The organism is Amycolatopsis sp. 2-15 (assembly GCF_030285625.1).
Lineage (GTDB): Bacteria > Actinomycetota > Actinomycetes > Mycobacteriales > Pseudonocardiaceae > Amycolatopsis > Amycolatopsis carbonis.
Window position 1 is genome coordinate 9,668,765 of sequence record NZ_CP127294.1, and the last position, 22,827, is coordinate 9,691,591.

24 protein-coding genes and 1 riboswitch are annotated in these 22,827 nt (G+C 70.2%); of the genes, 1 reads left to right on the forward strand and 23 read right to left on the reverse strand.

Features of this window, described 5'->3' with window-relative positions:
• Positions 1–260: 260 nt before the first annotated feature.
• The 11 genes from QRX50_RS47575 to QRX50_RS47625 form a co-directional block, all read right to left on the reverse strand.
• A complete protein-coding gene (locus tag QRX50_RS47575) occupies positions 261–1,631 on the reverse strand; it encodes an L-serine ammonia-lyase (RefSeq protein ID WP_285969612.1) in 1,371 nt (456 codons plus the stop codon).
• Positions 1,632–1,648: 17 nt separating this feature from the next.
• Positions 1,649–2,653, reverse strand: a complete 1,005-nt coding sequence (lipA, locus tag QRX50_RS47580) for a lipoyl synthase (RefSeq protein WP_285969613.1) — start codon at positions 2,651–2,653, stop codon at positions 1,649–1,651.
• The gene (glyA, locus tag QRX50_RS47585) at positions 2,650–3,924 is read right to left on the reverse strand and encodes a serine hydroxymethyltransferase (protein WP_285969614.1); all 1,275 of its coding nucleotides are present in this window, start codon (positions 3,922–3,924) and stop codon (positions 2,650–2,652) included. The genes lipA and glyA overlap by 4 nt, the downstream gene beginning before the upstream one ends.
• Complete coding sequence (gene gcvH / locus QRX50_RS47590) at positions 3,925–4,302, reverse strand: glycine cleavage system protein GcvH (protein ID WP_285969615.1); 378 nt, start codon at positions 4,300–4,302, stop codon at positions 3,925–3,927.
• A 14-nt stretch (positions 4,303–4,316) separates the two neighbouring features.
• On the reverse strand, positions 4,317–5,423 hold the full coding sequence (gene gcvT, locus QRX50_RS47595) for a glycine cleavage system aminomethyltransferase GcvT (protein WP_285969616.1): 1,107 nt from the start codon (positions 5,421–5,423) through the stop codon (positions 4,317–4,319).
• A gap of 6 nt (positions 5,424–5,429) precedes the next feature.
• Positions 5,430–8,261 (reverse strand): aminomethyl-transferring glycine dehydrogenase, encoded by a 2,832-nt coding sequence (gene gcvP / locus QRX50_RS47600; RefSeq protein WP_434533391.1) that lies wholly within the window; start codon positions 8,259–8,261, stop codon positions 5,430–5,432.
• 138 nt (positions 8,262–8,399) lie between these two features.
• A riboswitch (glycine riboswitch) is annotated at positions 8,400–8,493 on the reverse strand.
• 82 nt (positions 8,494–8,575) lie between these two features.
• Entirely contained in the window at positions 8,576–9,037 is a 462-nt protein-coding gene (locus QRX50_RS47605; protein ID WP_285969618.1) for a hypothetical protein, read from the reverse strand.
• A gap of 132 nt (positions 9,038–9,169) precedes the next feature.
• Entirely contained in the window at positions 9,170–9,937 is a 768-nt protein-coding gene (locus QRX50_RS47610) for a 3-oxoacyl-ACP reductase (RefSeq protein WP_285969619.1), read from the reverse strand.
• Positions 9,938–9,942: 5 nt separating this feature from the next.
• Entirely contained in the window at positions 9,943–11,301 is a 1,359-nt protein-coding gene (locus QRX50_RS47615; protein WP_285974752.1) for an aldehyde dehydrogenase family protein, read from the reverse strand.
• Positions 11,302–11,306: 5 nt separating this feature from the next.
• Positions 11,307–12,047: a gamma-glutamyl-gamma-aminobutyrate hydrolase family protein gene (locus QRX50_RS47620; RefSeq protein ID WP_285969620.1), complete on the reverse strand. Its 741-nt coding sequence runs from the start codon at positions 12,045–12,047 to the stop codon at positions 11,307–11,309.
• On the reverse strand, positions 12,028–13,395 hold the full coding sequence (locus tag QRX50_RS47625) for a glutamine synthetase family protein (protein WP_285969621.1): 1,368 nt from the start codon (positions 13,393–13,395) through the stop codon (positions 12,028–12,030). The genes QRX50_RS47620 and QRX50_RS47625 overlap by 20 nt, the downstream gene beginning before the upstream one ends.
• Positions 13,396–13,619: 224 nt before the next feature.
• Here QRX50_RS47625 and QRX50_RS47630 point away from each other — a divergent pair, with 224 nt between their 5' ends.
• Positions 13,620–14,141 carry a YflT domain-containing protein gene (locus tag QRX50_RS47630; RefSeq protein WP_285969622.1) on the forward strand — a complete coding sequence of 174 codons (522 nt, stop codon included), beginning with the start codon at positions 13,620–13,622 and terminating at the stop codon, positions 14,139–14,141.
• Between the two features lie 81 nt (positions 14,142–14,222).
• Here the strand turns inward: QRX50_RS47630 and QRX50_RS47635 are convergent, their stop codons facing one another.
• From QRX50_RS47635 to QRX50_RS47690, 12 genes are all read right to left on the reverse strand, one after another.
• Positions 14,223–14,633, reverse strand: coding sequence for an Imm1 family immunity protein (locus QRX50_RS47635; RefSeq protein WP_285969623.1), 411 nt, complete (start codon positions 14,631–14,633; stop codon positions 14,223–14,225).
• The gene (locus QRX50_RS47640) at positions 14,621–15,370 is read right to left on the reverse strand and encodes a DddA-like double-stranded DNA deaminase toxin (RefSeq protein ID WP_285969624.1); all 750 of its coding nucleotides are present in this window, start codon (positions 15,368–15,370) and stop codon (positions 14,621–14,623) included. The genes QRX50_RS47635 and QRX50_RS47640 overlap by 13 nt, the downstream gene beginning before the upstream one ends.
• Positions 15,371–15,551: 181 nt before the next feature.
• On the reverse strand, positions 15,552–16,817 hold the full coding sequence (locus tag QRX50_RS47645; protein ID WP_285969625.1) for a DUF1700 domain-containing protein: 1,266 nt from the start codon (positions 16,815–16,817) through the stop codon (positions 15,552–15,554).
• Positions 16,814–17,137, reverse strand: a complete 324-nt coding sequence (locus QRX50_RS47650) for a PadR family transcriptional regulator (protein ID WP_220237677.1) — start codon at positions 17,135–17,137, stop codon at positions 16,814–16,816. Before QRX50_RS47650 ends, QRX50_RS47645 begins: the two co-directional genes overlap by 4 nt.
• A 102-nt stretch (positions 17,138–17,239) precedes the next feature.
• Positions 17,240–18,436, reverse strand: coding sequence for an MAB_1171c family putative transporter (locus QRX50_RS47655; protein WP_285969626.1), 1,197 nt, complete (start codon positions 18,434–18,436; stop codon positions 17,240–17,242).
• Entirely contained in the window at positions 18,433–18,975 is a 543-nt protein-coding gene (locus tag QRX50_RS47660; RefSeq protein WP_285969627.1) for a hypothetical protein, read from the reverse strand. The genes QRX50_RS47655 and QRX50_RS47660 overlap by 4 nt, the downstream gene beginning before the upstream one ends.
• 3 nt (positions 18,976–18,978) lie before the next feature.
• Complete coding sequence (locus QRX50_RS47665; RefSeq protein WP_285969628.1) at positions 18,979–19,410, reverse strand: helix-turn-helix domain-containing protein; 432 nt, start codon at positions 19,408–19,410, stop codon at positions 18,979–18,981.
• Between the two features lie 51 nt (positions 19,411–19,461).
• The gene (gene mutM, locus QRX50_RS47670) at positions 19,462–20,325 is read right to left on the reverse strand and encodes a bifunctional DNA-formamidopyrimidine glycosylase/DNA-(apurinic or apyrimidinic site) lyase (protein WP_285969629.1); all 864 of its coding nucleotides are present in this window, start codon (positions 20,323–20,325) and stop codon (positions 19,462–19,464) included.
• Positions 20,326–20,373: 48 nt separating this feature from the next.
• Positions 20,374–21,129, reverse strand: a complete 756-nt coding sequence (gene rnc, locus QRX50_RS47675) for a ribonuclease III (RefSeq protein WP_285969630.1) — start codon at positions 21,127–21,129, stop codon at positions 20,374–20,376.
• Positions 21,130–21,143: 14 nt separating this feature from the next.
• Positions 21,144–21,326 carry a 50S ribosomal protein L32 gene (gene rpmF / locus QRX50_RS47680; RefSeq protein ID WP_220237671.1) on the reverse strand — a complete coding sequence of 61 codons (183 nt, stop codon included), beginning with the start codon at positions 21,324–21,326 and terminating at the stop codon, positions 21,144–21,146.
• 75 nt (positions 21,327–21,401) lie between these two features.
• Complete coding sequence (locus QRX50_RS47685) at positions 21,402–22,019, reverse strand: YceD family protein (RefSeq protein WP_285969631.1); 618 nt, start codon at positions 22,017–22,019, stop codon at positions 21,402–21,404.
• A 68-nt stretch (positions 22,020–22,087) separates the two neighbouring features.
• On the reverse strand, positions 22,088–22,816 hold the full coding sequence (locus tag QRX50_RS47690) for a DivIVA domain-containing protein (RefSeq protein WP_285969632.1): 729 nt from the start codon (positions 22,814–22,816) through the stop codon (positions 22,088–22,090).
• Positions 22,817–22,827: the final 11 nt, after the last annotated feature.

Here is a 22,827-nt window from a genome sequence, read left to right on the forward strand (position 1 = left end):
CCCATACCGCCCACCCGCACCACCGGCGACCATCCGAGCAACGCGGGACCGTTCGCCCAGCGAAAGGACACGTGCGCACCGGATCGAGCGCGCACCGCCACTCACCGGCACGAGCGGGACCGTTCGCCCAGCGAAAGGACCGCTCGCGCGCCGCGAGGCAACACCGGCCTCAGCGCAAACAGCCCAGCCAGTCACCGAAAAAGCAAGATGGGACCGTTCGCCCTCCGAACGGCCCCACCCAACCAACACCAACGAGCACCTCAGCACTCGATGACGTTCACCGCCAACCCACCGCGCGCCGTCTCCTTGTACTTCACCGACATGTCGGCCCCGGTCTCGCGCATCGTCTTGATCGCCTTGTCCAGGGTCACCACGTGGCTGCCGTCGCCGCGCATGGCCATGCGGGCGGCGTGGATCGCCTTCGAGGCGCCCACGGCGTTGCGTTCGATGCACGGGATCTGCACCAGCCCGCCAACCGGGTCACAAGTCAGACCCAGGTGGTGCTCGACACCGATCTCCGCCGCGTTCTCGACCTGCGCCGGCGAGCCGCCCAGCACCTCGGTCAACCCGGCCGCCGCCATGGCCGAGGCCGAACCGACCTCACCCTGGCAACCGACCTCCGCACCCGAGATCGACCCGGTCTGCTTCAGGATCGAGCCGAGCGCCCCCGCCGTCAGCAGGAACGTGACAATGCCGTCGTCCGAAGAGCCGCGGATGAACCGCTGGTAGTAGTGCAGCACGGCCGGGATGATCCCCGCGGCACCGTTCGTCGGTGCCGTGACCACGCGGCCGCCGGCGGCGTTCTCCTCGTTCACCGCCAGCGCGTACAGGCTGACCCAGTCCATGGCGTACAACGGATCCCCGACGCCGTCCTCGGCGATCAGCTTGTCGTGCAACGCCTTGGCGCGCCGCGGGACCTTCAGGCCGCCCGGAAGCACGCCCTCGTGCGCGATGCCCGCCGAAACGCACGCGGCCATCACGTCCCAGATCTCCAGCAAGCCGGCCCGAACCGACGAAGCAGAACGCCACGAAAGCTCGTTCGCCAGCATGATCTCGCTGATCGGCAGCCCCGTCGCCGCGCAGTGGCCGAGCAGGTCGCCGCCCGTGCGGAACGGGTAGGGCACCGGCGTCGAGTCCTCGACGAACACCGCGTCCGTCTCGTACGACTCGTCGCGCACGAAACCGCCGCCCACGGAGTAGTACGTCCGCGACCGCAGCTCCGAAGTACCGGAGAAGGCCCGGAACACCATCCCGTTCGGGTGCGCCGGCAGCGACTTGCGCCGGTGCATCGTCAAGTCGACATCCTCGTCGAACGAGATCTCCCGGACGCCACCGAGCAGCAACCGCCCCGACGACCGGATCGAAGCAACCCGCGACGGCACCGTCTCGGTGTCGACCGACTCCGGACGCTCCCCCGACAGCCCCAGCAGCACGGCCTTGTCACTGCCGTGCCCGAACCCGGTCGCGCCGAGCGAGCCGAACAGCTCCGCCTGCACCCGCGTCACGCGGTCCAGCACGCCCTCGTCGACGAGACCGTCCACGAAGGTCCGCGCGGCCCGCATCGGACCGACCGTGTGGGAGCTCGACGGCCCGATGCCGATCGAGAACAGATCGAAGACGCTGATCGCCATTGACCCGCCCCTTCCCTCTAGTGTCTGGCCAGCAGCGAGCTGGCCTCTTGCGCGGCGGGACCCTCGGCGGCGAGGTGCGCCAGGTTCTCCGGCAGTTCCTCGCCACGGTGGGCCTTGGTCTGCGCGTAAAGCCGTCCGGCGCGATACGAGGAGCGCACCAGCGGACCTGCCATCACACCGGCGAATCCGAGAGCCTCGGCCGCCTGGGAGTGCTCCACGAACTCTTCCGGCTTCACCCAGCGGTCCACAGGGTGGTGCCGGGGCGACGGCCGCAGGTACTGCGTGATCGTCAGGATCTCGCAGCCCGCCTCGACCAGGTCGCGCATCGCGGGCTCGACCTCGTCGGGCGTCTCGCCCATGCCGAGGATCAGGTTCGACTTCGTCACCAGACCGGCTTCGCGGGCCTTCGTGATGACCTCCAGCGAACGCGCGTAGCGGAAACCGGGACGAATCCGCTTGAAGATCCGCGGCACCGTCTCCACGTTGTGCGCCAGCACCTCCGGCCGCGACCCGAACACCTCGGCCAGCTGCGCCGGATCCGCGTTGAAGTCCGGGATCAGCAGCTCGACACCCGTACCCGGGTTCAGCTCGTGGATCTGCCGCACGGTCTCCGCGTACAGCCAAGCCCCACCGTCCGCCAGGTCATCCCGCGCGACGCCCGTGACGGTCGAGTACCGCAAACCCATGGCCTGCACGGACTCCGCGACCTTCCGCGGCTCCGTGCGGTCCAGCGCGGCCGGCTTCCCGGTGTCGATCTGGCAGAAGTCGCAGCGACGCGTGCACTGGTCCCCGCCGATCAGGAACGTCGCCTCGCGGTCTTCCCAGCACTCGTAGATGTTGGGACAGCCCGCCTCCTCACAGACGGTGTGCAGGCCCTCCCGGCGCACCAAGCCCTTCAGCTCGGTGAACTCCGGCCCCATCCGCACCTTCGTCCTGATCCACGACGGCTTCTTCTCAATGGGCGTCTCGCTGTTGCGGACCTCGAGCCGCAGCAACTTCCGCCCCTCGGGCTGCGCGCTCATCGCGACAGGTCCGAGTACAGCGGGTGCTTCTTCGCCAGCAGTTCCACGCGCCCGCGCAGCGTCTGCGCCACGGAGTCGTCGAAGTCCGGCTTCAGCGCCTCGGCGATCACGTCGGCGACCTCGGCGAAGTCCTCCGCGCCGAACCCGCGCGTGGCCAGCGCCGGCGTGCCGATGCGCAGGCCGGAGGTGACCATCGGCGGCCGCGGGTCGAACGGCACCGCGTTGCGGTTCACCGTGATCCCCACGGAGTGCAGCCGGTCCTCGGCCTGCTGACCGTCCAAAGCGGACTGCACGAGGTCCACGAGCACCAGGTGCACGTCGGTCCCCCCGGTGAGCACGCGCACGCCCGCCTCGGCACAGTCCGAACGCGACAGCCGGTCGGCCAGGATCCGCGAACCCTCGAGCGTGCGCTCCTGCCGTTCACGGAATTCCTCGCTCGCCGCGATCTTCAGCGCCACGGCCTTGGCCGCGATGACGTGCTCCAGCGGCCCGCCCTGCTGACCGGGGAACACAGCCGAGTTGATCTTCTTCGCCAGCTCCTCACGGCACAGGATCAGGCCGCCGCGCGGGCCGCCCAGCGTCTTGTGCGTGGTGGTGGTGACGATGTCCGCGTGCGGCACCGGCGACGGGTGCAGCCCCGCGGCCACCAGGCCGGCGAAGTGCGCCATGTCCACCATCAGGCGGGCGTCGACCAGGTTCGCGATCCGGCGGAACTCCGCGAAGTCGAGCTGACGCGGGTAGGCCGACCAGCCCGCGATGATCAGCTTCGGCTTGTGCTCCACGGCCAGGCGCTCGATCTCGGCGACGTCGACGATCCCGGTCTCTTTGTCGACGTGGTAGGCCACGACGTTGTAGAGCTTGCCCGAGAAGTTGATCTTCATCCCGTGCGTGAGGTGGCCGCCGTGCGCCAGGTCGAGGCCGAGGATCGTGTCGCCCGGCTTCAGCACGGCGAACATCGCCGCCGCGTTGGCCTGCGCGCCCGAGTGCGGCTGCACGTTCGCGTGCTCGGCGCCGAACAGCGCCTTCGCCCGGTCGATGGCCAGCTGCTCGACCACGTCGACGTACTCGCAGCCACCGTAGTAGCGGCGGCCGGGGTAGCCCTCCGCGTACTTGTTGGTCAGCACCGAACCCTGCGCCTCGAGCACACCCACGGGCGCGAAGTTCTCCGACGCGATCATCTCCAGCGTCGACTGCTGGCGATCCAGCTCCGCCGCCACGGCCGCCGCGACCTCCGGGTCCACATCGGACAGGTGAGCGTCGAAAGTCGTCATTCAGTTCTCCTGGGTGAGCGCGGCGTACGCGGCGGCGTCGAGCAGCTCCGGGACGTCGCCCGTGAGCCGCACCTTCAGGAGCCATCCTTCGGTGTAAGGGTCGGAGTTCACGACCTCGGGGGTGTCTGATGTGGTCTCGTTCACCTCGACGACCTCGCCGCTCACCGGCGAGTACAGCTCGCTCACGGACTTCGTCGACTCGACCTCGCCGAACACCTCGCCCGCGGTCACCGTGCCGCCCACGGCGGGCAGCTGCACGAACACGATGTCACCGAGCGACTCGGCGGCGAAGGCGGTGATGCCGACGGTCGCGACGCCGTCGACGACGGACAGCCACTCGTGTTCCTTGGTGTAGGACAGGTTCTGGGGAATGCTCACGGAATCTGGGTCCTTTAGGCTCGGGAGTAGAAGGGCAGGTCGACGACCTCGACGGGCTCGATCCTGCCCCTGATGTCGACGGAAAGCTTCGTGCCGGGCTCGGCGTACGCCCGATCGACGTAGGCCATGGCGATCGGGTAACCCAGCGTCGGGGAAAGGGCACCACTGGTCACGTCGCCCACCGAAACGTCGCCGGAAAGCACGGCATAACCGTGCCGCGGTGCTCGCCGGCCGGCGCCACGCAGCCCGACCCGCACCCGCGGAACGTCGGCCTTGGCCAGGTCCGCCAGCGCGGACCGGCCCACGAAATCACCCGGCTTCTCGAACTTCACCACGCGCCCCAGACCGGCGGCGAACGGGTTGAGCTCCCGCGTGAGCTCGTTGCCGTACAACGGCATCCCCGCCTCGAGCCGCAGTGTGTCGCGGCACGCGAGGCCACACGGCACGAGCCCGTGCGGCTCGCCGGCCTCGGTCAGGATGCGCCACAACGCGGGTGCCTCGGCGGCGGGCACGAACAGCTCGAAGCCGTCCTCACCCGTGTAGCCGGTGCGGGCCAGGAGCACCTCGTGCCCCTTCACCACGACCGGCACGCTCGCGTAGTACTTGAGCGCGCCCAGGTCCGCGTCGGTCGCCGCCGCCAGCACGTCGACCGCGCGCGGTCCTTGCACGGCGATCAGCGCGGTGTCCGCGGACCGGTTCTCCACCACGGCGTCGAACCCGGCCACGCGCTCGGCCAGCGCCTCGGCGACCACGTCGGCGTTGCCGGCGTTGGCCACGACCAGGTACTCCTCGTCGGCGAGCCGGTAGACGACCAGGTCGTCGAGCACGCCGCCGTCGGCGTCGCAGATCATCGTGTAGCGGGCGCGGCCCGGCTTCACGCCAGTGAGATTGCCGACCAGCGCGTAGTCGAGCACGTCGGCGGCCTGCGCGCCGCGGACGTGGATCTCGGCCATGTGCGACAGGTCGAACAGCCCGGCCGCCTCGCGCACGGCCTTGTGCTCGGCCAGCTCACTGGCGTAGCGGACCGGCATCGACCAGCCCGCGAAGTCGGTGAACAGCGCACCGAGTCCCTTGTGGACGGCGTGCAGGGAAGTCTCTCGAGACTGTGTTGATTCAGGCACCGGATCTCAGCCTTCGTACGCGTTGAGGGGCGGGCAGGAGCAGACGAGGTTGCGGTCACCGCGCGCCCCGTCGATCCGGCGCACCGGCGGCCAGTACTTGTTCTTGCGCGACACACCCGCCGGGTACACCGCCAGCTCACGGTCGTAGTCGGCCGTCCACTCGCCCACCAGCGTCTCCGCGGTGTGCGGGGCGGCGCGCAGCGGGCTCGTCTCCGCGGTCCAGCGGCCGGCCGCGACCTCGTCGATCTCGTGCCGGATGGCGATCATCGCCGCGCAGAAGCGGTCGATCTCGCCGAGGTCCTCGCTCTCGGTGGGCTCCACCATGAGCGTGCCCGCGACCGGGAACGACATCGTCGGCGCGTGGAAGCCGTAGTCGATGAGCCGCTTCGCGACATCGTCGACGGTCACGCCGGTGTCCTTGGTGATGCTGCGCAGGTCGAGGATGCACTCGTGCGCGACCAGGCCGTCCTGCCCGGTGTAGAGCACCGGGTAGTGCGGCGAGAGCCGGGCGGCGACGTAGTTGGCCGCGAGCACCGCGACCTTCGTGGCCGCCGTGAGACCGGGCGCGCCCATCATGCGCACGTACGCCCACGAGATCGGCAGGATCGACGCCGAACCGTAGGGCGCGCCGCTGATCGGGCCGACGCCGGTGGCCGGGCCCGCGGCGTCGAGCAGCGGGTGGTTCGGCAGGTACGGCGCGAGGTGCGCGCGCACCGCGACCGGGCCGACGCCGGGGCCGCCACCGCCGTGGGGGATGCAGAACGTCTTGTGCAGGTTCAGGTGCGACACGTCGCCGCCGAACTCGCCCGGCTTCGCCAGGCCCAGCAGCGCGTTGAGGTTCGCGCCGTCCACGTACACCTGGCCACCGCCGTCGTGCACGATCTTGGCGAGCCGCTCGATGCCGTGCTCGTACACGCCGTGCGTGGACGGGTAGGTGACCATGATCGCCGCGAGCGTCTCGCGGTGAGTGTCCACCTTGTCCTGCAGGTCTTCGAGGTCGACGTTGCCCTCGTCGGTGCACTTCACCACGACCACGCGCATGCCCGCGAGCACCGCGGAAGCCGCGTTGGTGCCGTGCGCGGACGACGGGATCAGGCAGACGTCGCGCTCCGGCTGGCCGTTGGCGTGGTGGTACCCGCGGATCGCGAGCAGGCCCGCGAGCTCACCCTGGCTGCCGGCGTTGGGCTGCAGGGAAACCTGGTCGTAGCCGGTCACCTCGGCGAGCCAGCCGGACAGCTGGGCCACGAGCCGGTGGTAGCCCTCGGCGTCCTCGGCCGGCGCGAACGGGTGGATGCCCGCGAACTCGCGCCAGCTGATCGGCTCCATCTCGGTGGTGGCGTTGAGCTTCATCGTGCACGAGCCCAGCGGGATCATGCCGCGGTCGAGCGCGTAGTCCAGGTCGGCGAGCCTGCGCAGGTAGCGCAGCATCGACGTCTCGGAGCGGTGCGTGCTGAACACCTCGTGGGCCATGAAGCCGCTCTCGCGCACGATGCCGCTCGGCAGCGCCTGCGCCGCCGTCCACTCGGCGTCGACGCCGAACGCGCGCAGCACCTGCGCGAGGGTGTCCGGCCGGGTGACCTCGTCGCAGGCCACGCGCACGTGGTCGGCGTCGACGTGCCCGAGGTTGATGCCCGCCTCGCGCGCGGCCGCGTGGACCTCGGCGGCGCGGCCGGGAACGTGCGCGACGACCGTGTCGAAGAACGATTCGTGCACGACCTCCACGCCGCCGTCGCGCAGGGCCGCGGCGAAGCCCGCCGCCAGCTCGTGCACGCGGGTCGCGATGGCCTTCAGGCCGTCCGGGCCGTGGTACACGCCGTACATCGCGGCCAGCACGGCCGGCAGCACCTGCGCGGTGCAGATGTTCGACGTCGCCTTCTCGCGACGGATGTGCTGCTCACGCGTCTGCAGCGCGAGCCGGTACGCCATGTTCCCGTCGGCGTCCACCGAAACACCCACCAGCCGGCCCGGCAGCGAACGCTCGAGCCCGGCGCGCACGGCCAGGTAGCCCGCGTGCGGGCCGCCGTAGCCCAGCGGCACGCCGAAGCGCTGCGTCGAACCCGCGGCGACGTCGGCGCCGAACTCGCCCGGCGAGGTGATCAGCGTGAGCGCGAGCAGGTCGGCGGCCACCGTGTACAGGGCGCCCGCGGCCTTCGCGGCCTCGGAAATGGCGTGGTAGAAGCCGCGGCCCCGCAGCACGCCGGACGCGCCGGGGTACTGCACGACGACGCCGAAGAACTCCTCCGGCAGCCCGGTGAGCAGGTCGCGCACCTGCACGTCGATGCCCAGCGCGGCGGCGCGCGTGCGCACGACCGCGATGGTCTGCGGCAGGCACTCGGCGTCGAGGACGAGCACGTTGGACTTCGACTTCGACGAGCGCCGCATCAGCGTCATGGCCTCGGCGACGGCGGTCGACTCGTCGAGCATCGACGCGTTGGCCGTGGTCAGGCCGGTGAGGTCGGCGACCATCGTCTGGAAGTTCAGCAGCGCTTCGAGCCGGCCCTGCGAGATCTCCGGCTGGTACGGCGTGTAAGCGGTGTACCACGCGGGGTTCTCGAGCACGTTGCGGCGGATCACGCCCGGCGTGACGGTGTCGGAGTAGCCGAGGCCGATCATCTGCGTCATCGGACGGTTGAGGGCCGCGAGCGCGCGCAGCTCCGCGGTGGCTTCCTCTTCGGACGCCGCGGCGGGAAGGTTCAGGTCACGGGTGGTGCGGATGGCGGACGGGACAGCCGCCTCCACGAGGAGATCCAGGCTTCCGTACCCGCATTCGGCGAGCATCTTGGCCCGCTCGGCCTCAGCAGGGCCGATGTGGCGGGCGTCGAACGGTGTGGAGGTGATGGGAGCTCCTCGGGCCGGGCACCGGGCGCAGCGGTGCGCTGGGAACTCCCCCTCTGTCATGGGCACCTGAGAGTTTCACCGCGCAGCGCGGCTTTCACCTTGGGTGAGGCGCGGGTGCGCCTGCTTTCCAGAGTGGCCTCGCGTGAAGCGGTAGTGGGTACCTGAGAGATTCCGGGGAGTTTGCTCCTTCGGTGCCCCACCGGTCTCATGGGGGCTCTCCCGCTCCTGCTCGAACGGCCCGGTGTTCAGTTGTGTGTGCGAGTACTCGCGGCTACCGTACCTGCCGCTTTGCATGCCAGTCTACCTCGGACGGTTCACGCCACACCCGCCGAGCCGCGGCTGAAGGTCCGCAGGTGACGGGTCTGCGCGGGGAGCGTCAGGGAGACCTTCGTGATCTTCGGCGGACCAGCCAGCAGCGCGCACAAGTCGGCACAGCGCGTGAGCAGCACGGCGAGGTCGCGCAGCTCCTCGTCGTCGGTCCCGAGGCAGGACTGGGCGCACAGCGACAGCAGCCGCGCGGCCTCGCCGCACATCGCCTTCACGGACATGCGGACCATCGCGACCTCGGCGGCCATGCCGGAGCACCGGTCGAGCGTGTCGGCGCAGAGCCGCGACATCGACGCCGCCGCGAGCATGACCGGTCCCATCGTGGCCAGTTCGCTGCCGGATTCGGCCGGCTCGGCTCGCCGCGCGAACGCCCGTTCGCATCGCACCCGGCACAGTTCGCAGAGGTCGGCGACCTCCTGCAGCATCGGAGACGCTTCACGGATCGGCATGGCACCCTCCCGGACCGGGCGACCGGACCGGTCGCCTCGGTTCCGGTCTACCCACCGCGAAACCGGACAGGGGGCGTCGCCACCGGAACAGGCGGAAGATCAACCCGTCCCGGTGACGTTGCGCGCGAGTGTCTAAAGCGGAGTGACGTACGCGCCCGAAATGCCACCGTCCACGAGGAACTGCGACGCGGTGATGAAGCTGGCGTCGTCGCTGGCCAGGAACGCCACCGCGGCGGCGATCTCCTCCGGCTCGGCGAACCGGCCGACGGGCACGTGCACCAGCCGCCGCGCCGCGCGTTCCGGGTCCTTCGCGAAGAGCTCCTTCAACAGTGGCGTGTTGACCGGTCCCGGGCACAGCGCGTTGACGCGGATGTTCTCCCGCGCGAACTGCACGCCCAGCTCGCGGCTCATCGCGAGCACCCCGCCCTTCGACGCGGTGTAGGAGATCTGCGAGGTCGCCGCGCCCATCACGGCCACGAACGACGCCGTGTTGATGATCGAGCCCTTGCCCTGGCGCTGCATGTGCGGCAACGCGGCCTTGCAGCACAGGTACACCGAAGTCAGGTTCACGCGCTGCACGCGCTCCCACGCCGCGAAGTCCGTGGTGAGGATCGAGTCGTCCTCGGGCGGCGAGATGCCGGCGTTGTTGAACGCCACGTCGACCGCGCCGAACTGGTCCACGGCCGCGGCGAACAGGGCCTCGACCTGCTCGGGATCGGTCACGTCGGCCTGCACGAACAGGCCCCCGACCTCGTCGGCCGCCGCCTTGCCCTGCTCGGGCGTGAGGTCGCCGATCACGACCTTCGCACCCTCGCTCGCCAGCCGGCGCGCCGACGCGAGGCCGATGCCGCTGGCCCCGCCCGTGATCACGGCGACGCGGCCGTCGAAACGCTGCACCATCTCTCTCATTCCTCCGTGCCCAGGAAAACGTTTTTCGTCTCGGTGAAGGCCGTCGGCGCGTCCGGCCCCAGCTCACGGCCGAGACCCGACTGCTTGAACCCGCCGAACGGCGTCCAGTACCGCACCGACGAGTGCGAGTTCACCGAAAGGTTCCCCGACTCCACCCCGCGCGCGACGCGGAACGCCCGCCCGACGTCGCGCGTCCAGATCGACCCGGACAGGCCGTAGTCGGTGTGGTTGGCCATGCGGATGGCATCGGCCTCGTCGTCGAACGGGACCACGGCCACGACCGGGCCGAAGATCTCGTCGGCGGCCAGCGGGTCGGCCAGGCTCGCCGGCGTGACGACGGTGGGCGCGAACCAGTAGCCCGGCCCATCGGGCGCGCTGCCGCGAAACGCAACAGGTGTCGCGGCAGTGACATACGACGACACCTTCGCGTGGTGCGCCGCGGAGATCAGCGGACCCATCTCCGTGGCGTCCTCGCCGGGATCGCCGACGACCACACCCCGCACGGCCGGCTCCAGCAGCTCCATGAACCGCTCGTGGACGCTGCGCTGCACCAGGATCAGCGAACGCGCGCAGCAGTCCTGGCCGGCGTTGTCGAACACCCCGTACGGCGCGGTCGCGGCGGCCTTCTCCAGGTCAGCGTCGGCGAACACGACGTTGGCGTTCTTGCCGCCCAGCTCGAGCGTCACGCGCTTCACCTGCGCAGCACAGCCGGCCATGATCTGCTTGCCGACCTCGGTGGAGCCGGTGAAGACGACCTTGCGCACCAGCGCGTGGTCCACGAACCGCTGCCCCACCACCGAACCCTTGCCCGGCAGGACCTGGAACACGTCCTCGGGGAGGCCGGCCTCGCGCGCGAGCTCGCCAAGGCGGATCGCCGTGAGCGGCGTGAGCTCCGCGGGCTTGAGCACCACGGTGTTGCCGGCCGCGAGCGCCGGCGCGAACCCCCAGCCCGCGATGGGCATCGGGAAGTTCCACGGCACGATCACGCCGACCACGCCGAGTGGCTCGTGGAAGGTCACGTTGACCCCGCCCGGTACCGGGATCTGTTGCCCGATCAGGCGTTCCGGGGCCGCGGAGTAGTAGTTCAGGACGTCGCGGACGTTGCCCGCCTCCCAGCGCGCGTTGCCGATCGTGTGGCCGGAGTTGATCACCTCCAGACGCGCGAGGTTCTCGATATCGGCCTCGACGGCGTCGGCGAAGCGGCGCAGCAGCCGCCCGCGATCACCGGGGGCGACGGCCCGCCAGGCTGGGAACGCGGCGTGGGCGCGGGCGATCGCCGCGTCGGTCTCTTCGGCGCTCGTGAGCGCGACCGACCGCACCACCTGTTCGGTGGCGGGGTTGATCACGTCGAACATCCTCGTCACTTGCGCTCCTCTGCTGCTTCGGCTGCTGCTACGACCAGGGCCCGGAACAGGCGGACGTCGTCGGTGTCCTGCTCGGGATGCCATTGCACCCCGAGCACGAACTCGTCGCCGGGCAGCTCGGCCGCCTCGACGGTGCCGTCGGCGGCGTGCCCGGACGCGACCAGGCCGGCGCCGAGCCGGTCGATGGCCTGGTGGTGGTAGCAGTGGCCCTTCGTCTCGGGCCCGAGCAACGCGGCGGCGCGCGTGCCGTCGACGAGGGTGATGCTGCTGGTGCCGAACGTCGCGGGCGCCGGCTGGTGCGCGGTGTCGCCGAGGGACTCGGGCAGGTGCTGGGTGAGCGTGCCGCCGAGGGCGACGCTGATCACCTGCAGCCCGCGGCACACGCCGAGCACGGGCTTGCGCACCTCGCGGGCCGCCTCGAACAGGCCGAACTCGAAGGCGTCGCGGTCCGGGCGCGTGTACGTGGCGGGGTGGGGCTCGGCGCCGTACTTTTCCGGCTCGACGTCGGCACCACCCGTGAGCACGAGCCCGTCCACGCGGTCGACGAGGCTCGCGTACGCGTCCGTCAACGGCGGCAGCAGCACCGGAATCCCCCCGGCGGCCACGACGCAGTCGGCATAAACCCGGTGCAGCAGCGTGGCTTCCGTGTCCCAGGCGAGGAACTTGGCCTGCTCGACGTAGGTGGTCAGCCCGATGACGGGTTTCCGGGCGGTGTGCTCAGAGACGTTCGAAGCCACGGATGAGCTCCCAATCGGTCACGGCCTTCTCGAACGCCTCCCGCTCCACGCGGGCGGCGTTGAGGTAGTGGTCCACCACATCGTCGCCGAAGGCCTCACGCGCGATGCGGCTGCCCGCCAGCACGTCCGCGGCTTCACCCAAAGTGGTGGGCACGGTCGGCTTGTCGGAGCCGTACGCGTTGCCCGTGAACTCCGGCTCCAGCGGCAGCTCGTTCTCGATGCCGTGCAGGCCGGCGGCGATGAGCGCGGCGACGGCGAGGTACGGGTTCACGTCCCCGCCCGGCACGCGGTTCTCCACGCGCAGCGAATCACCGTGACCCACCACGCGCAGCGCGCACGTGCGGTTGTCCGTGCCCCACGCGACGGCCGTCGGCGCGAAACTGCCGCGTACGAACCGTTTGTAGGAGTTGATGTTCGGCGCGAAGAAGTAGGTCAGCTCGCGCAGCGCGGCCAGCTGTCCGGCGAGGAAGTGCTCCATGAGCGGCGAGAAGCCGTGGTCGCCGTCGCCGGGCAGGACCGCTGACCCGTCCGTGCCGCGCAGGCTGAGGTGGATGTGGCAGGAGTTGCCCTCGCGTTCGTTGTACTTCGCCATGAACGTGAGGCTCTTGCCCTCCTGCGCGGCGATCTCCTTGGCGCCGTTCTTGTAGACGCTGTGGTTGTCGCACGTGGTGAGCGCCGCGGCGTAGCGGAACGCGATCTCCTGCTGGCCGGGGTTGCACTCGCCCTTGGCCGACTCGGGGTACAGGCCGGCGCCCGCCATCTCGTTGCGGATACGGCGCAGCAGCGGCTCGACGCGCGCGGTGCCGAGCATCGAGTAGTCCACGTTGTACTGGTTCGACGGCTTGATGCCCTGGTAGCGCTTGTCCCACGCGGCTTCGTAGCTGTCGTCGAACACGATGAACTCGAGCTCCGTGCCTACAAACGCCTGCAGCTTCTTGTCGGCCAGCCGCTCCAGCTGCCGGCGCAGCACCTGCCGCGGCGACACCGAGACGGGGCCACCGCCGTCCACGCGCTCGACGTCGGCGAGCACCAGCGCCGTGCCCTCCTGCCACGGGACGAGGCGAAGGGTGGTGAAGTCGGGGCGCAGCACGAAGTCGCCGTAGCCCGCGTCCCAGGAGGAGATCGCGTAGCCGTCCACGGTGTTCATGTCGACGTCGACGGCCAGCAGGTAGTTGCACGCTTCGGTGGCATGGCCGACGACCTCTTCGAGGAAGTACTCGGCCGAGCAGCGTTTGCCCTGGAGCCGGCCCTGCATGTCGGTGATCGCGACCAGCACCGTGTCGATCGTGCCCGCCGCGACCTGCTCACGGAGCGCGTCGAGCGTGAGCATCCCTCGCCTGCCAACCATGGCACCGCCCCAAAGGTTTGGATGGGATCCTTTGCGGGTTCTTCCTACCGGCCGGTGCGCGCGGGGTCAATCCGGTCAAAGGTATTCTTGGAGTCCATTACGTAAGCGCAGCGTAAGAGCCTCGTATGTCCGGCTTGCCCGGCTGAGAAGAATCTGTGAATCGTGGGGGTGCGGGACCAAACGCGCCGTCTCGGGCGTTGAACTGGACAAGAGAGGTGAGAGGGATGACAGAAGCATTCACGCAGTCCACGATCAGCCAGCAGCAGGCGCGGCCGCAGCTCCCGACCATGCCGACAGGCTGGCCGATCGGCTCCTACGAGTCCTACGAGCAGGCACAGAAGGCGGTCGACCACCTCGCGGGGACCGACTTCCCCATCAACGACGTCACCATCGTCGGCATCCAGCCGATGCTCGTCGAGCGCATCGCCGGCCGCATGAGCTGGAGCAAGATCCTCAGCAGCGCCGCCATGTCCGGCGCGGTGTTCGGCCTGTTCCTGGGCCTGGTGCTCAGCCTGCTCAACCCCGCCGCGGGCCTGCTGTCCATCGTCATCGGCCTCGTCGCGGGCATCGCCTTCAACCTGCTGTTCGGCGCCCTGGGCTACGCCGCCAACCGCAACAAGCGCGGCTTCGTCTCGCAAAGCCAGCTCGTCGCCCAGCGCTACGACGTCCTGTCGCAGCCCCGCAACGCCGAAAAGGGCCGCGCGCTGCTCGCCGACCTGGCCGCCCGCTCGGCCTTCGGCCGCTGACGTAGCTCCCGAAGCTCGGGCGCCTGGGTCTCGAACCCGGGCGCCCGAGTTCTTTTTGCCCGGTGTTCCCGCCGCGGAGGCTCAGACCTCCTGCCACGTCACCCCACCCGGACGTGCACCGCGAGAAGCCACGTAGTCGTGCACCGCTTGACGCACCGATTGCCACGAAACCTCCGCATGGCTCGGCACCTCGCGCTCATGAGCCTGGTAGTCGTAGGCCACCGGCTCCGACGACATCGCGCCGCTCGCACTGATGACGCTTGTCTCATCCTTGCCCATGTAGCCGACGAACCCGACACCTTCCGTGCGCACACCGAACTGGAGAATCGACCACCGGTCCCTGTCCTCCCGAGCCAGCTCGGCGACCACGCCGACCGGAGCCGCAGTCGCCTCGGACACCATGCGGTCCAGCAGGGCATCGACCTCAGCAGGCTCGGCCAATTCGAACGGCTCAGCCTGGCCCGGGTCGTACCAGGCTTTCACGACTGCCACTTGGCGCCTCCCTCGTAAACCTTCATGAAACCGTCGGTCCCGTAGACCGTCAGCGTGCTGCCCTCAGGCAGCACTATGCCCAGCAGCCCGTCACAGCTCGTCTTTCCCGTACACGGCGTGTTGTTGATGACCAGTGTGGCGTCCATGATGCCGTCGTCCCGCATCTCGGCGGCCAGCTTGAGCTCAACATCCGCTGCCGCGGTCAGCGGCCGCTTCGGACACCCTGCGTCTTTGAGGATCTCGTTCACCCGACCCGCTCTGTCGTCGTGACCGCTCATGAGCGCCGTACCGGTTTTACCGGGCGCGAACCACCGGCCCACGGTCTTCTGCCCCGTCCGCGGAACTACCGGTGGCGGAAGCTCCTGACGCAGCTTCTCCACCAAGCCCTCGCGCCATCCCCTGCCGCCAGGCTGCGGCTGAGGCGACGGAGCCCCCGCAGACCTGTCGGCAACCCCTCCGCTGGCCCCGACCCCGGCCTCGGCGAGCCGGGCCACGTAGCCTTCCAGCTTCGCCGACGCCAGGCCTGCCAATTGGTCTGCTGTGGCGATGCCCTGGCCGGACTGGCTCAGCACGCGCAGCGCCTGGCCCACCTCACGGGCGTGCGAGCCTTGCCTCGCCTGTGTCAACGCCTGACCGGCTTCCTCAACCGACTGGCGCGCCCGCAGAAGATGCTTCCGGGCTGTCGCGATCTTCCCCACGACCGCCGCGACGCTCTGGACCAGCTCCTCGACCGACACCGCGGCGCCACCCCCTTGGCCTGCCCAAGATCACGGCAGCAGAAGGCCCCGCGTTCTCGCGCCTCCGGGAGCCATCTCAACCAAGAGACATCATCCGTGTCCCCAAGCCAAGACGACGTCACTCACAAGACGGAACCGGGGGAGCAGCCCCGACCTCTGCTCCCCCGGCCCCTCGCACGCTCTACCTGGTCGGCGGAGCAGGACTGGTCGGCGAAGTCGGCTTCGCCGGAGCCGACGAAGTCGGCTTGGCCGGTGCGCTGGAAGGAGCACTCGACGGAGTCACCGGCTTCGGGATCGCCGCGGCGAACGGCACCCCGGCCTCCTCGTGGCAATACCCGAGGTAACCGTTGTAGCCGTCGCGGTTGCCGTTGCCGTCCTGCACGCCCTGGACGAGGTGCGGGCGCGGGAAGCGGTTGTCCTCGCCGACCTTCGAGCGGGTGCCGGTGTCCTGTTCGCAGCCGTAGCGCGTGACGGTCAGCGGCCGGCCCTGGTCGTCGTAGAGGTAGACGTCCGTGAGCGGCTTGCCGGAAGCGTCGAAGGCGTAGACGTTGTCGACGTCCTCGTTCCCGTACCGCAGCTGCTGATTGCCGTAGGTGTCCGTGGACGGCGACGAGTACGACGTCGTGTCCGGGTAGTACGTGCGGTGCGTGATCAGGTCGATCGCCGCGCCGAAGCCGCCGAACGCCCCGCCGATCACGAAGGCCGACACCGGCACCGCGATCCACAGCAGCCTCCGGTCATTGGCCGTCTTCGGGCCGGCCCAGACCACCGCCGCGGCGGCCGCGATGAGGAACGGCAGCAACAACACCGCGTACGAGTGCCGCACCATGAGCAGCAGGCCGAACCCGACCAGCGCCACCGCGCACACGACCCACCACGCGGGCTTGAGCGAACGCAGGTACGCGAAGGTCTTGTCCCCCTGACGATTGTCGTGCCACGACCGCACCGACTCCCGCGCCCGCACCACCTCGGGCAGCTCCAGCACTGCCGAAATGCCGCGGTTGAACAGGAACAGCAGGCTCACCACGAACACCGGCGCCAGGAGCAGCAGCCCCAGCAACACGTCCGGGTCCAGGCTCACCGCCGCCGCGAACGCGAACAACGCGAGCCCCGCGGCGCAGAACACCAAGCCCCACAAGGCAAAGCGCGCCCCGAACAGACCTGGGGTCTTCGCCGGCGCCAGCACGGCCGCGACTCCTTCGGCCCCCGCGGGCGCCGCCGGATAACCCCCGGACGCTCGCAGCTCGGCCGCGTAGCTCTCCGGCGAGCCGAGCCGTTCGATGAGCTGCTCGACGCGCGCGTCGGCCCCCAGCTCGGTTTCCATCTCGGCCAGGTGCGGCCGGACGTCCTCCAGGATCTCCTCGATCTCCCCCGCGGGCAGATCGGCGAGCGCGGTGCGGACCCTCGCCAGGTACACGCGCACCGCGGTGGGCTTCTCGGTACTCATGCTGCCTCTCCCAGTAGACCGTTCATCGTCGACGCGAAACTCGCCCACGTCTTCCCCGACTCCTGCAGCCGCGCTCTCCCCGGCTCGTTCAGGCTGTAGTACTTGCGGTGCGGGCCCTCTTCGCTCGGCACGACGTACGACGTCAGCAACCCGGCCTTGTACAGCCGGCGCAACGTGCCGTAGACGGAAGCGTCCCCCACTTCCTCCAGGCCGGCCACGCGAAGTCTTCGGAGCACGTCGTAGCCGTACCCATCGTCTTCGCGAAGCACGGCCAGCACCGCCAGGTCCAGCACTCCCTTGAGCAGCTGACTGATCTCCACGGCACCCTCCAGTCTTGCGCTTGGAACGGTACCACGCATTGCGCAGTAGTGTGCACGGCGGACGGCCATTCGGCGGAAACCGTCCGCGCGGGGAGGTGAAGATCAGGCCGGAACGCCCAGCTCACGCCGAGTTTCGCGCCGCACGTCGGCCACCAGAGCCGAGCGCCGCCACGCGCGTGTCACCTCGACGAGCCACGCGGCTTCCGCACTCACGTCGGCGGCCACGGCCCGGCTCACGGGCGCGTCGGCGTCGTCGGGCTGGAACCGGTGGTCGGCTTCGCGCGCGACGAGGGCCGCGGCGAGCGTGGCGGCGTCGACGGTCGCGGCCACCCGGCGCGGCGGCACACCGTCGCGGCGGGCGCGATCCACCACGCGTGCAGGCAAGTCCGGGTCGAAGTACGGCCGCAGCGCGAGGTGCCCGTCGCGGATCTCGATCACGCGCCGGTACAGCGCGAACTCGGCCCCGCGCCCGAGCCCGCTCGCCGGATCCAGGGCGATGCCCGGCACGGCGTCGCACAGCACCGTCCACAGTGGCTCGATCCGGCGGTAGCCGCGGTAGGCGCGCAGCCACCGGAACGGCGTAGCGAGCGACGGTCCCCACACCGACAACGTCGACCCTGCCGCCGCGAGCACCACACACGCCGCTCCCAGCACCGTGGCCGGCAGGTCCTCCGTCGCCTCCACGCGGCCATTCGCGATGAGGGCGGCCACGTCGTCGAGGTCCCACAGCGTCCACGCCACCGCGGCCACCACTCCGGCGAAGATCAGCCACAGCCCTGTGCGAAGCGAACCCGCGCGGGCGCGCGTGGCGAAGCGCGCGAAGAACACCGCGACGAGCGTCAGGCTCAGCACCCCGTACACGACGAACACCAGCTCGTACGCGACCAGAAACGGTCGCCGCTGGGCGGCGACGACCGTCTCGTCGCCCGCGCGATCGGGGCCCGCCAGGGTGAACAGCACGATCTCCACCACGATCACGAACCACGACAGCACCGCGTGCCGGCCCAGGCGCGCGTCGGCGCCGAAGCGCATCGAGCGCGTGAACGCGACCGTGAACCCGATCGCGCCGAACTTGGCGAGGTCGCCGGCCAGCGGCGCGTACTCGGCGTACCAGCGGTGGTGGCCGGCCAACACGTCCATCGCCGGCATGCCGTCGGTGATGCCGAGCGCGATGCAGATGCCGAACCCGGCGAGGAACCACAGCGTGCGTGCCGGCTGGTCGCGCCCGGCCTCGAGCAGCTTCACGCCGAAGCCGGCGAACCCGAGCACGCAGGCCAGGTACGCCAGCGTCTCGGTCACGGGTTCCGGCGGCGCGGGCGGCCGCCGAACATGTCGTCCATGCGGGCCATACCGCTGTCCGGTTCCGGCCGTGGTGCCTGCACCTTCGCCACCCGCTGGGCGAGCAGCGACGCCACGAGCTCCGCTTCCTGCTCCTCCACGGCCGAATACGTCGTCCGCCCCAGCACGCGGCGGACCAGCTCCGGCGAGAGGCTGGGCATCAACGCGCGGCTCACCGCGGTGTCGATGGCCGCTCCTTCGGCGCCCGCGTCGGACCCGACGTGCCCACACAGCAGGTGGCCCACTTCGTGCAGCAGGATGTGGCGCCGGTGCAGGGCCGTGGTGTTGGTGGGATAAAGGATGTAGTCGGCTCGCGCGGTGCTCATCAGCAGGCCGCACGGCCCGCCGGACGGCGCGTTGACCGGCATCAGCTCAATGGGCCGGCCGCGACCGGCGGCGATGCCCGCCACGAACTCGGCGGCGTCGAAGGGCTCGGGCAGCGCCGGCGCCTCGGCCAGGCGACGGCACCGTCGCCACAGCTCGCGCCGCCCGTCCGCCACCGCTCAGTCCTCCCTCTTCACGCCGCTTCGCGCGGCCTCCCTCCGGGCGATCGCGTCGATCATGTCGCTGATCGTGTCCAGCCCGTCGGGCGAGAGCGTGATGGCCCGCAGCGCCACGTCGCGGACACCGGCGTCGCGCAAGGCGCCGAGCAACGCCAGCTCGTCCGCGATCTTCACGCTCTGCTCGTCGTCGAAGAAGTATGCCGGAGGAACGCCGAAAAACTGCGCGAGCGCCTCGAGATGACGCTTCGTGGGATTGTCGCGACGACCGGTGCGCAGCTGCCAGAGGTACGTGGTGGAGAAACTCTCCCCCGTCGCCTCACGGCACGCGCGGGCGACCTCTTCGTGGCTGTACTGCTCGCGGTCGGGCCGGCGCACGACGTGGAACAGCTGGTCGATCTTGTCGGCCAGCGACGATCTGTCCGGCTCCGTCATGCTGCTCCTCTTCCGCCGCGTTCATCCTAGTTTATCGCCTCGACCGACGCATCAACGCGAGCTGCGGGGCCGCGGCTGGCACTTCGGGCAGGAGTAGGACGAGCGGTTCATGAACGGTTCCCGCCGGATCGCTGTTCCGCACCGGCGGCACGGTAGTCCTTCCTGGCCGTACGCGTCGAGCGAACGCGAAAAGTACCCGGATTGCCCGTTCACGTTGACGTACAAGGCATCGAAGGACGTGCCGCCGACGGCGAGCGCGGCGTTCATCACCTCGCCGGCCGCGGCCAGCAGCGCGGTCCCCTGGGCGTTGGTGAGCTTGTCGGTGGGCCGGGTGCCGTGCAACTTGGTGCGCCACAAGGCTTCGTCGGCGTAGATGTTGCCGACGCCGGAGACGAGGGTCTGGTCCAGCAGTGCGCGCTTGACTTCGGTGCGCCGCGAGCGCAACGCCTTCACGGCGGCCGCCGGGTCGAACCGCGCGTCCATCGGGTCGCGCGCGATGTGGGCGATGGTGGCGGGCAGCAGGTCACCCTCGACGTCGGCGAGCTCGTCGAGCGCGAGGCCGCCGAACGTGCGCTGGTCCACGAATCGCAGCTCCGGACCGTCGTCATCGAAACGGACGCGGACACGCAGGTGCTTCTCGTCGGGCGTGCCCTCGGGCTGCACCAGCATCTGACCGCTCATGCCGAGGTGCGCGAGCACGGCCTCACCGTGCGACAGCTCCAGCCACAGGTACTTGCCCCGTCGGCGCGCGGCTTCGATCACGACCCCGGCCAGGCGGCCGGTGAAGTCTTCGGCGCCGAGGGCGTGCCTGCGGATGGCGCGCGGGTGCAGGACCTCGACCTTGCTGACGGTGCGACCGGCCACGTGGGCCGCGAGGCCGGCGCGCACGACCTCGACCTCGGGAAGTTCGGGCATGGCGTCCATTCTGCCCGTCCGGTACGACAGTTCCGGACCGGCAGGGCGTCAGCCTTCGGACTTCGCCGAGCCGTCGGAGCCGTCGCCCAGCTCTTCGGAGAGGGCGCGCCACGCCGTTTCGGCGGCCTTCTGCTCGGCTTCCTTCTTCGTGGTGCCGGAACCGTTGCCCAAGGGACGGCCCGCGACGAGCACCGTGGCGGTGAACTCCTTGCGGTGGTCCGGACCGGTGTCCTCCACGCGGTACTCGGGCACGCCGAGACCGGAGGAAGCCGTGAGCTCCTGCAGGCTGGTCTTCCAGTCGAGACCGGCCCCGCGCAGGGGCGCCTCGGCCAGCAGGCCGTCGAAGAGGTGGTGCACGAGCTTGCGCGCGACCTCGATGCCGTGGGCCAGGTACGTGGCACCGATCACGGCTTCGAGACCGTCGGCGAGGATGCTCGCCTTGTCCCGGCCGCCGGTGAGCTCTTCGCCCTTGCCCAGCAACAGGTGCGCGCCAAGGCCGCCCTCACCCAGCCCGCGGGCGACACCCGCCAGCGCGTGCATGTTGACGACGCTGGCGCGCAGCTTCGCGAGCTGGCCTTCCGGCAGGTCCGGGTGCGTGGTGTACAGGTGGTCCGTGACGACCAGGCCGAGCACCGCGTCGCCGAGGAACTCCAGCCTCTCGTTGGGCGGGAGCCCACCGTTCTCGTACGCGTACGAGCGGTGGGTCAGCGAAAGCCGAAGGAGCTCGGGGTCGAATTCGACCCCGAGCGCCTCGAGCAGTGTTGTGGGATCGGCCGCGGGTCCCCCGGCGGACTTACCCCCCATGGTCGGCTGCCCGATCAGGCGGGCTCGACGACCTGGCGGCCGTTGTGCTGGCCGCACGTCGGGCACGCGATGTGCTGCAGCTTCGGCTGACGGCAGGCGCGGTTGGAGCAGGGCACCAGCTGAACCGGAGCCGCCTTCCACTGGCTGCGGCGCGCGCGCGTGTTGGATCGCGACATCTTCCGCTTCGGGACGGCCACGAGTAGATCTCCTTCAGACTGTCTGCCCGCGTTCACGAGCCGAACTGACTTCTCCCGGATCGAGCTGGACGCTCGTCAGGCTTGCTCTCCGGAGCCGTGCGCAGGCTTTTCGCCCGCGTTCTCGTCGAATCGCTCGACCAGCGCGGCCCACCGAGGGTCTATCTTCTCATGCCCGTGTCCGGGCTCGAGATCGGCCCACTTGACGCCGCATTCGGTGCAGAGTCCGGCGCAGTCTTCCTCGCACAACGGCACGAGGGGAAGCGCCAGGACCAGGGCGTCGCGGACGATCGGTTCGAGGTCGATCCGGTCGTCGACCAGCCGCGGGATCTCGTCCTCGTCGGTGGTCTCCTCCGTGGCCGAACCGGGGTAGGCGAACAGCTCGGTGAGGTCGACCTCGATCTCCTCGGTGAGGGGGTCGAGGCAGCGCGAGCACGTGCCGGTGGCGGTGGCGCTCGCGGTGCCGCTGACCAGCACACCCTCGACCACGGATTCGAGGAGCAGGTCGAGCTTGAGGACGGAGCCGGCCTCGAGCGAGATGACATCGGGCACGCCGAGGGCGGCCTCGAGCGGCACGCTCCGGCGCACCTCGCGGCTCAGGCCGGCGTGGCGGCCGAGCTCACGGGTGTCGACCACCCACGGGCTCTTGTCGTCGAGCTGTGCGGGGCGGGTGTTCTGGGCAGGGTTCTCTGACATCGCATACCAGGGTACGCAGTGTGCGCCAGTGGTTTCGCGCTGGTGCCGAGCGTCACTCCCGCGAAAGGTCAGACCTGGTAGTCGTACAGCGTCGGACGGCCGCCGGTGCCGCCCAGGTTCACCGGCGAACGCAGGTGGTTGCGGCCCGAGTCGACGGTGCGCAGCGTGGTCGCGAGCAGCTCCGAGAACTCGGCGAGCTTGCCGTCCACATACGCGTCGCAGTCGACGCGCTGGCGGTCGGCCTCGGCGTGGGCCTCGTCGACGATGCGGGCCGACTCCGCGTGCGCGGCCTGGACCACCTCGGTCTGCGAGACGAGCCGCGTCTGCTCGGCACGGGCGTCCTCGATGGCGCGCTCGTAGGCGTCGCGCCCGGCCTGGATCATGCGCTCGGACTCGGCGCGGGAGCGGTCGGTGAGGTTCTGGTACTCGGCCTGCCCTGCGGCGACCATGCGCTCGGCCTCGTTGTGGGCGTCGCCCATCATCTGCTCGGCGCGGGCGCGCGCGTCCGCGAGGATCCGCTCGGCCTCCGACGCGGCGTCGGACACCGTGCGCTCGGCCTCTTCGTTGGCGCCGGCCACCGTCTCGCCGGCTTCCTTGCGGGCGGCGTGCAGCAGGTCGTCGCGCTTGTCGAGCACGTCCTGGGCGTCGTCGACCTCGCCGGGCAGCGCGTCGCGGACGTCGTCGAGCAGCTCGAGAACGTCGCCGCGCGGCACGACGCAGCTGGACGTCATGGGCACCCCGCGGGCCTCTTCGACGATCGTGACGAGCTCGTCGAGTGCCTCGAAAACCCGGTACACGGCCACTCCCT

Excerpts from the sequence above, each read along its gene's own strand:
- glyA (WP_285969614.1), bottom strand. The coding sequence starts at position 3,924 with ATGACGACTTTCGACGCTCACCTGTCCGATGTGGACCCGGAGGTCGCG.
- QRX50_RS47610 (WP_285969619.1), bottom strand. The coding sequence starts at position 9,937 with ATGGTGCAGCGTTTCGACGGCCGCGTCGCCGTGATCACGGGCGGGGCC.
- QRX50_RS47630 (WP_285969622.1), top strand. The coding sequence starts at position 13,620 with ATGACAGAAGCATTCACGCAGTCCACGATCAGCCAGCAGCAGGCGCGG.
- lipA (WP_285969613.1), bottom strand. The coding sequence starts at position 2,653 with ATGAGCGCGCAGCCCGAGGGGCGGAAGTTGCTGCGGCTCGAGGTCCGC.
- QRX50_RS47575 (WP_285969612.1), bottom strand. The coding sequence starts at position 1,631 with ATGGCGATCAGCGTCTTCGATCTGTTCTCGATCGGCATCGGGCCGTCG.
- QRX50_RS47645 (WP_285969625.1), bottom strand. The coding sequence starts at position 16,817 with ATGAGTACCGAGAAGCCCACCGCGGTGCGCGTGTACCTGGCGAGGGTC.
- QRX50_RS47685 (WP_285969631.1), bottom strand. The coding sequence starts at position 22,019 with ATGTCAGAGAACCCTGCCCAGAACACCCGCCCCGCACAGCTCGACGAC.
- QRX50_RS47615 (WP_285974752.1), bottom strand. The coding sequence starts at position 11,301 with ATGTTCGACGTGATCAACCCCGCCACCGAACAGGTGGTGCGGTCGGTC.
- QRX50_RS47625 (WP_285969621.1), bottom strand. The coding sequence starts at position 13,395 with ATGGTTGGCAGGCGAGGGATGCTCACGCTCGACGCGCTCCGTGAGCAG.
- QRX50_RS47605 (WP_285969618.1), bottom strand. The coding sequence starts at position 9,037 with ATGCCGATCCGTGAAGCGTCTCCGATGCTGCAGGAGGTCGCCGACCTC.
- rnc (WP_285969630.1), bottom strand. The coding sequence starts at position 21,129 with ATGGGGGGTAAGTCCGCCGGGGGACCCGCGGCCGATCCCACAACACTG.
- QRX50_RS47665 (WP_285969628.1), bottom strand. The coding sequence starts at position 19,410 with ATGACGGAGCCGGACAGATCGTCGCTGGCCGACAAGATCGACCAGCTG.
- mutM (WP_285969629.1), bottom strand. The coding sequence starts at position 20,325 with ATGCCCGAACTTCCCGAGGTCGAGGTCGTGCGCGCCGGCCTCGCGGCC.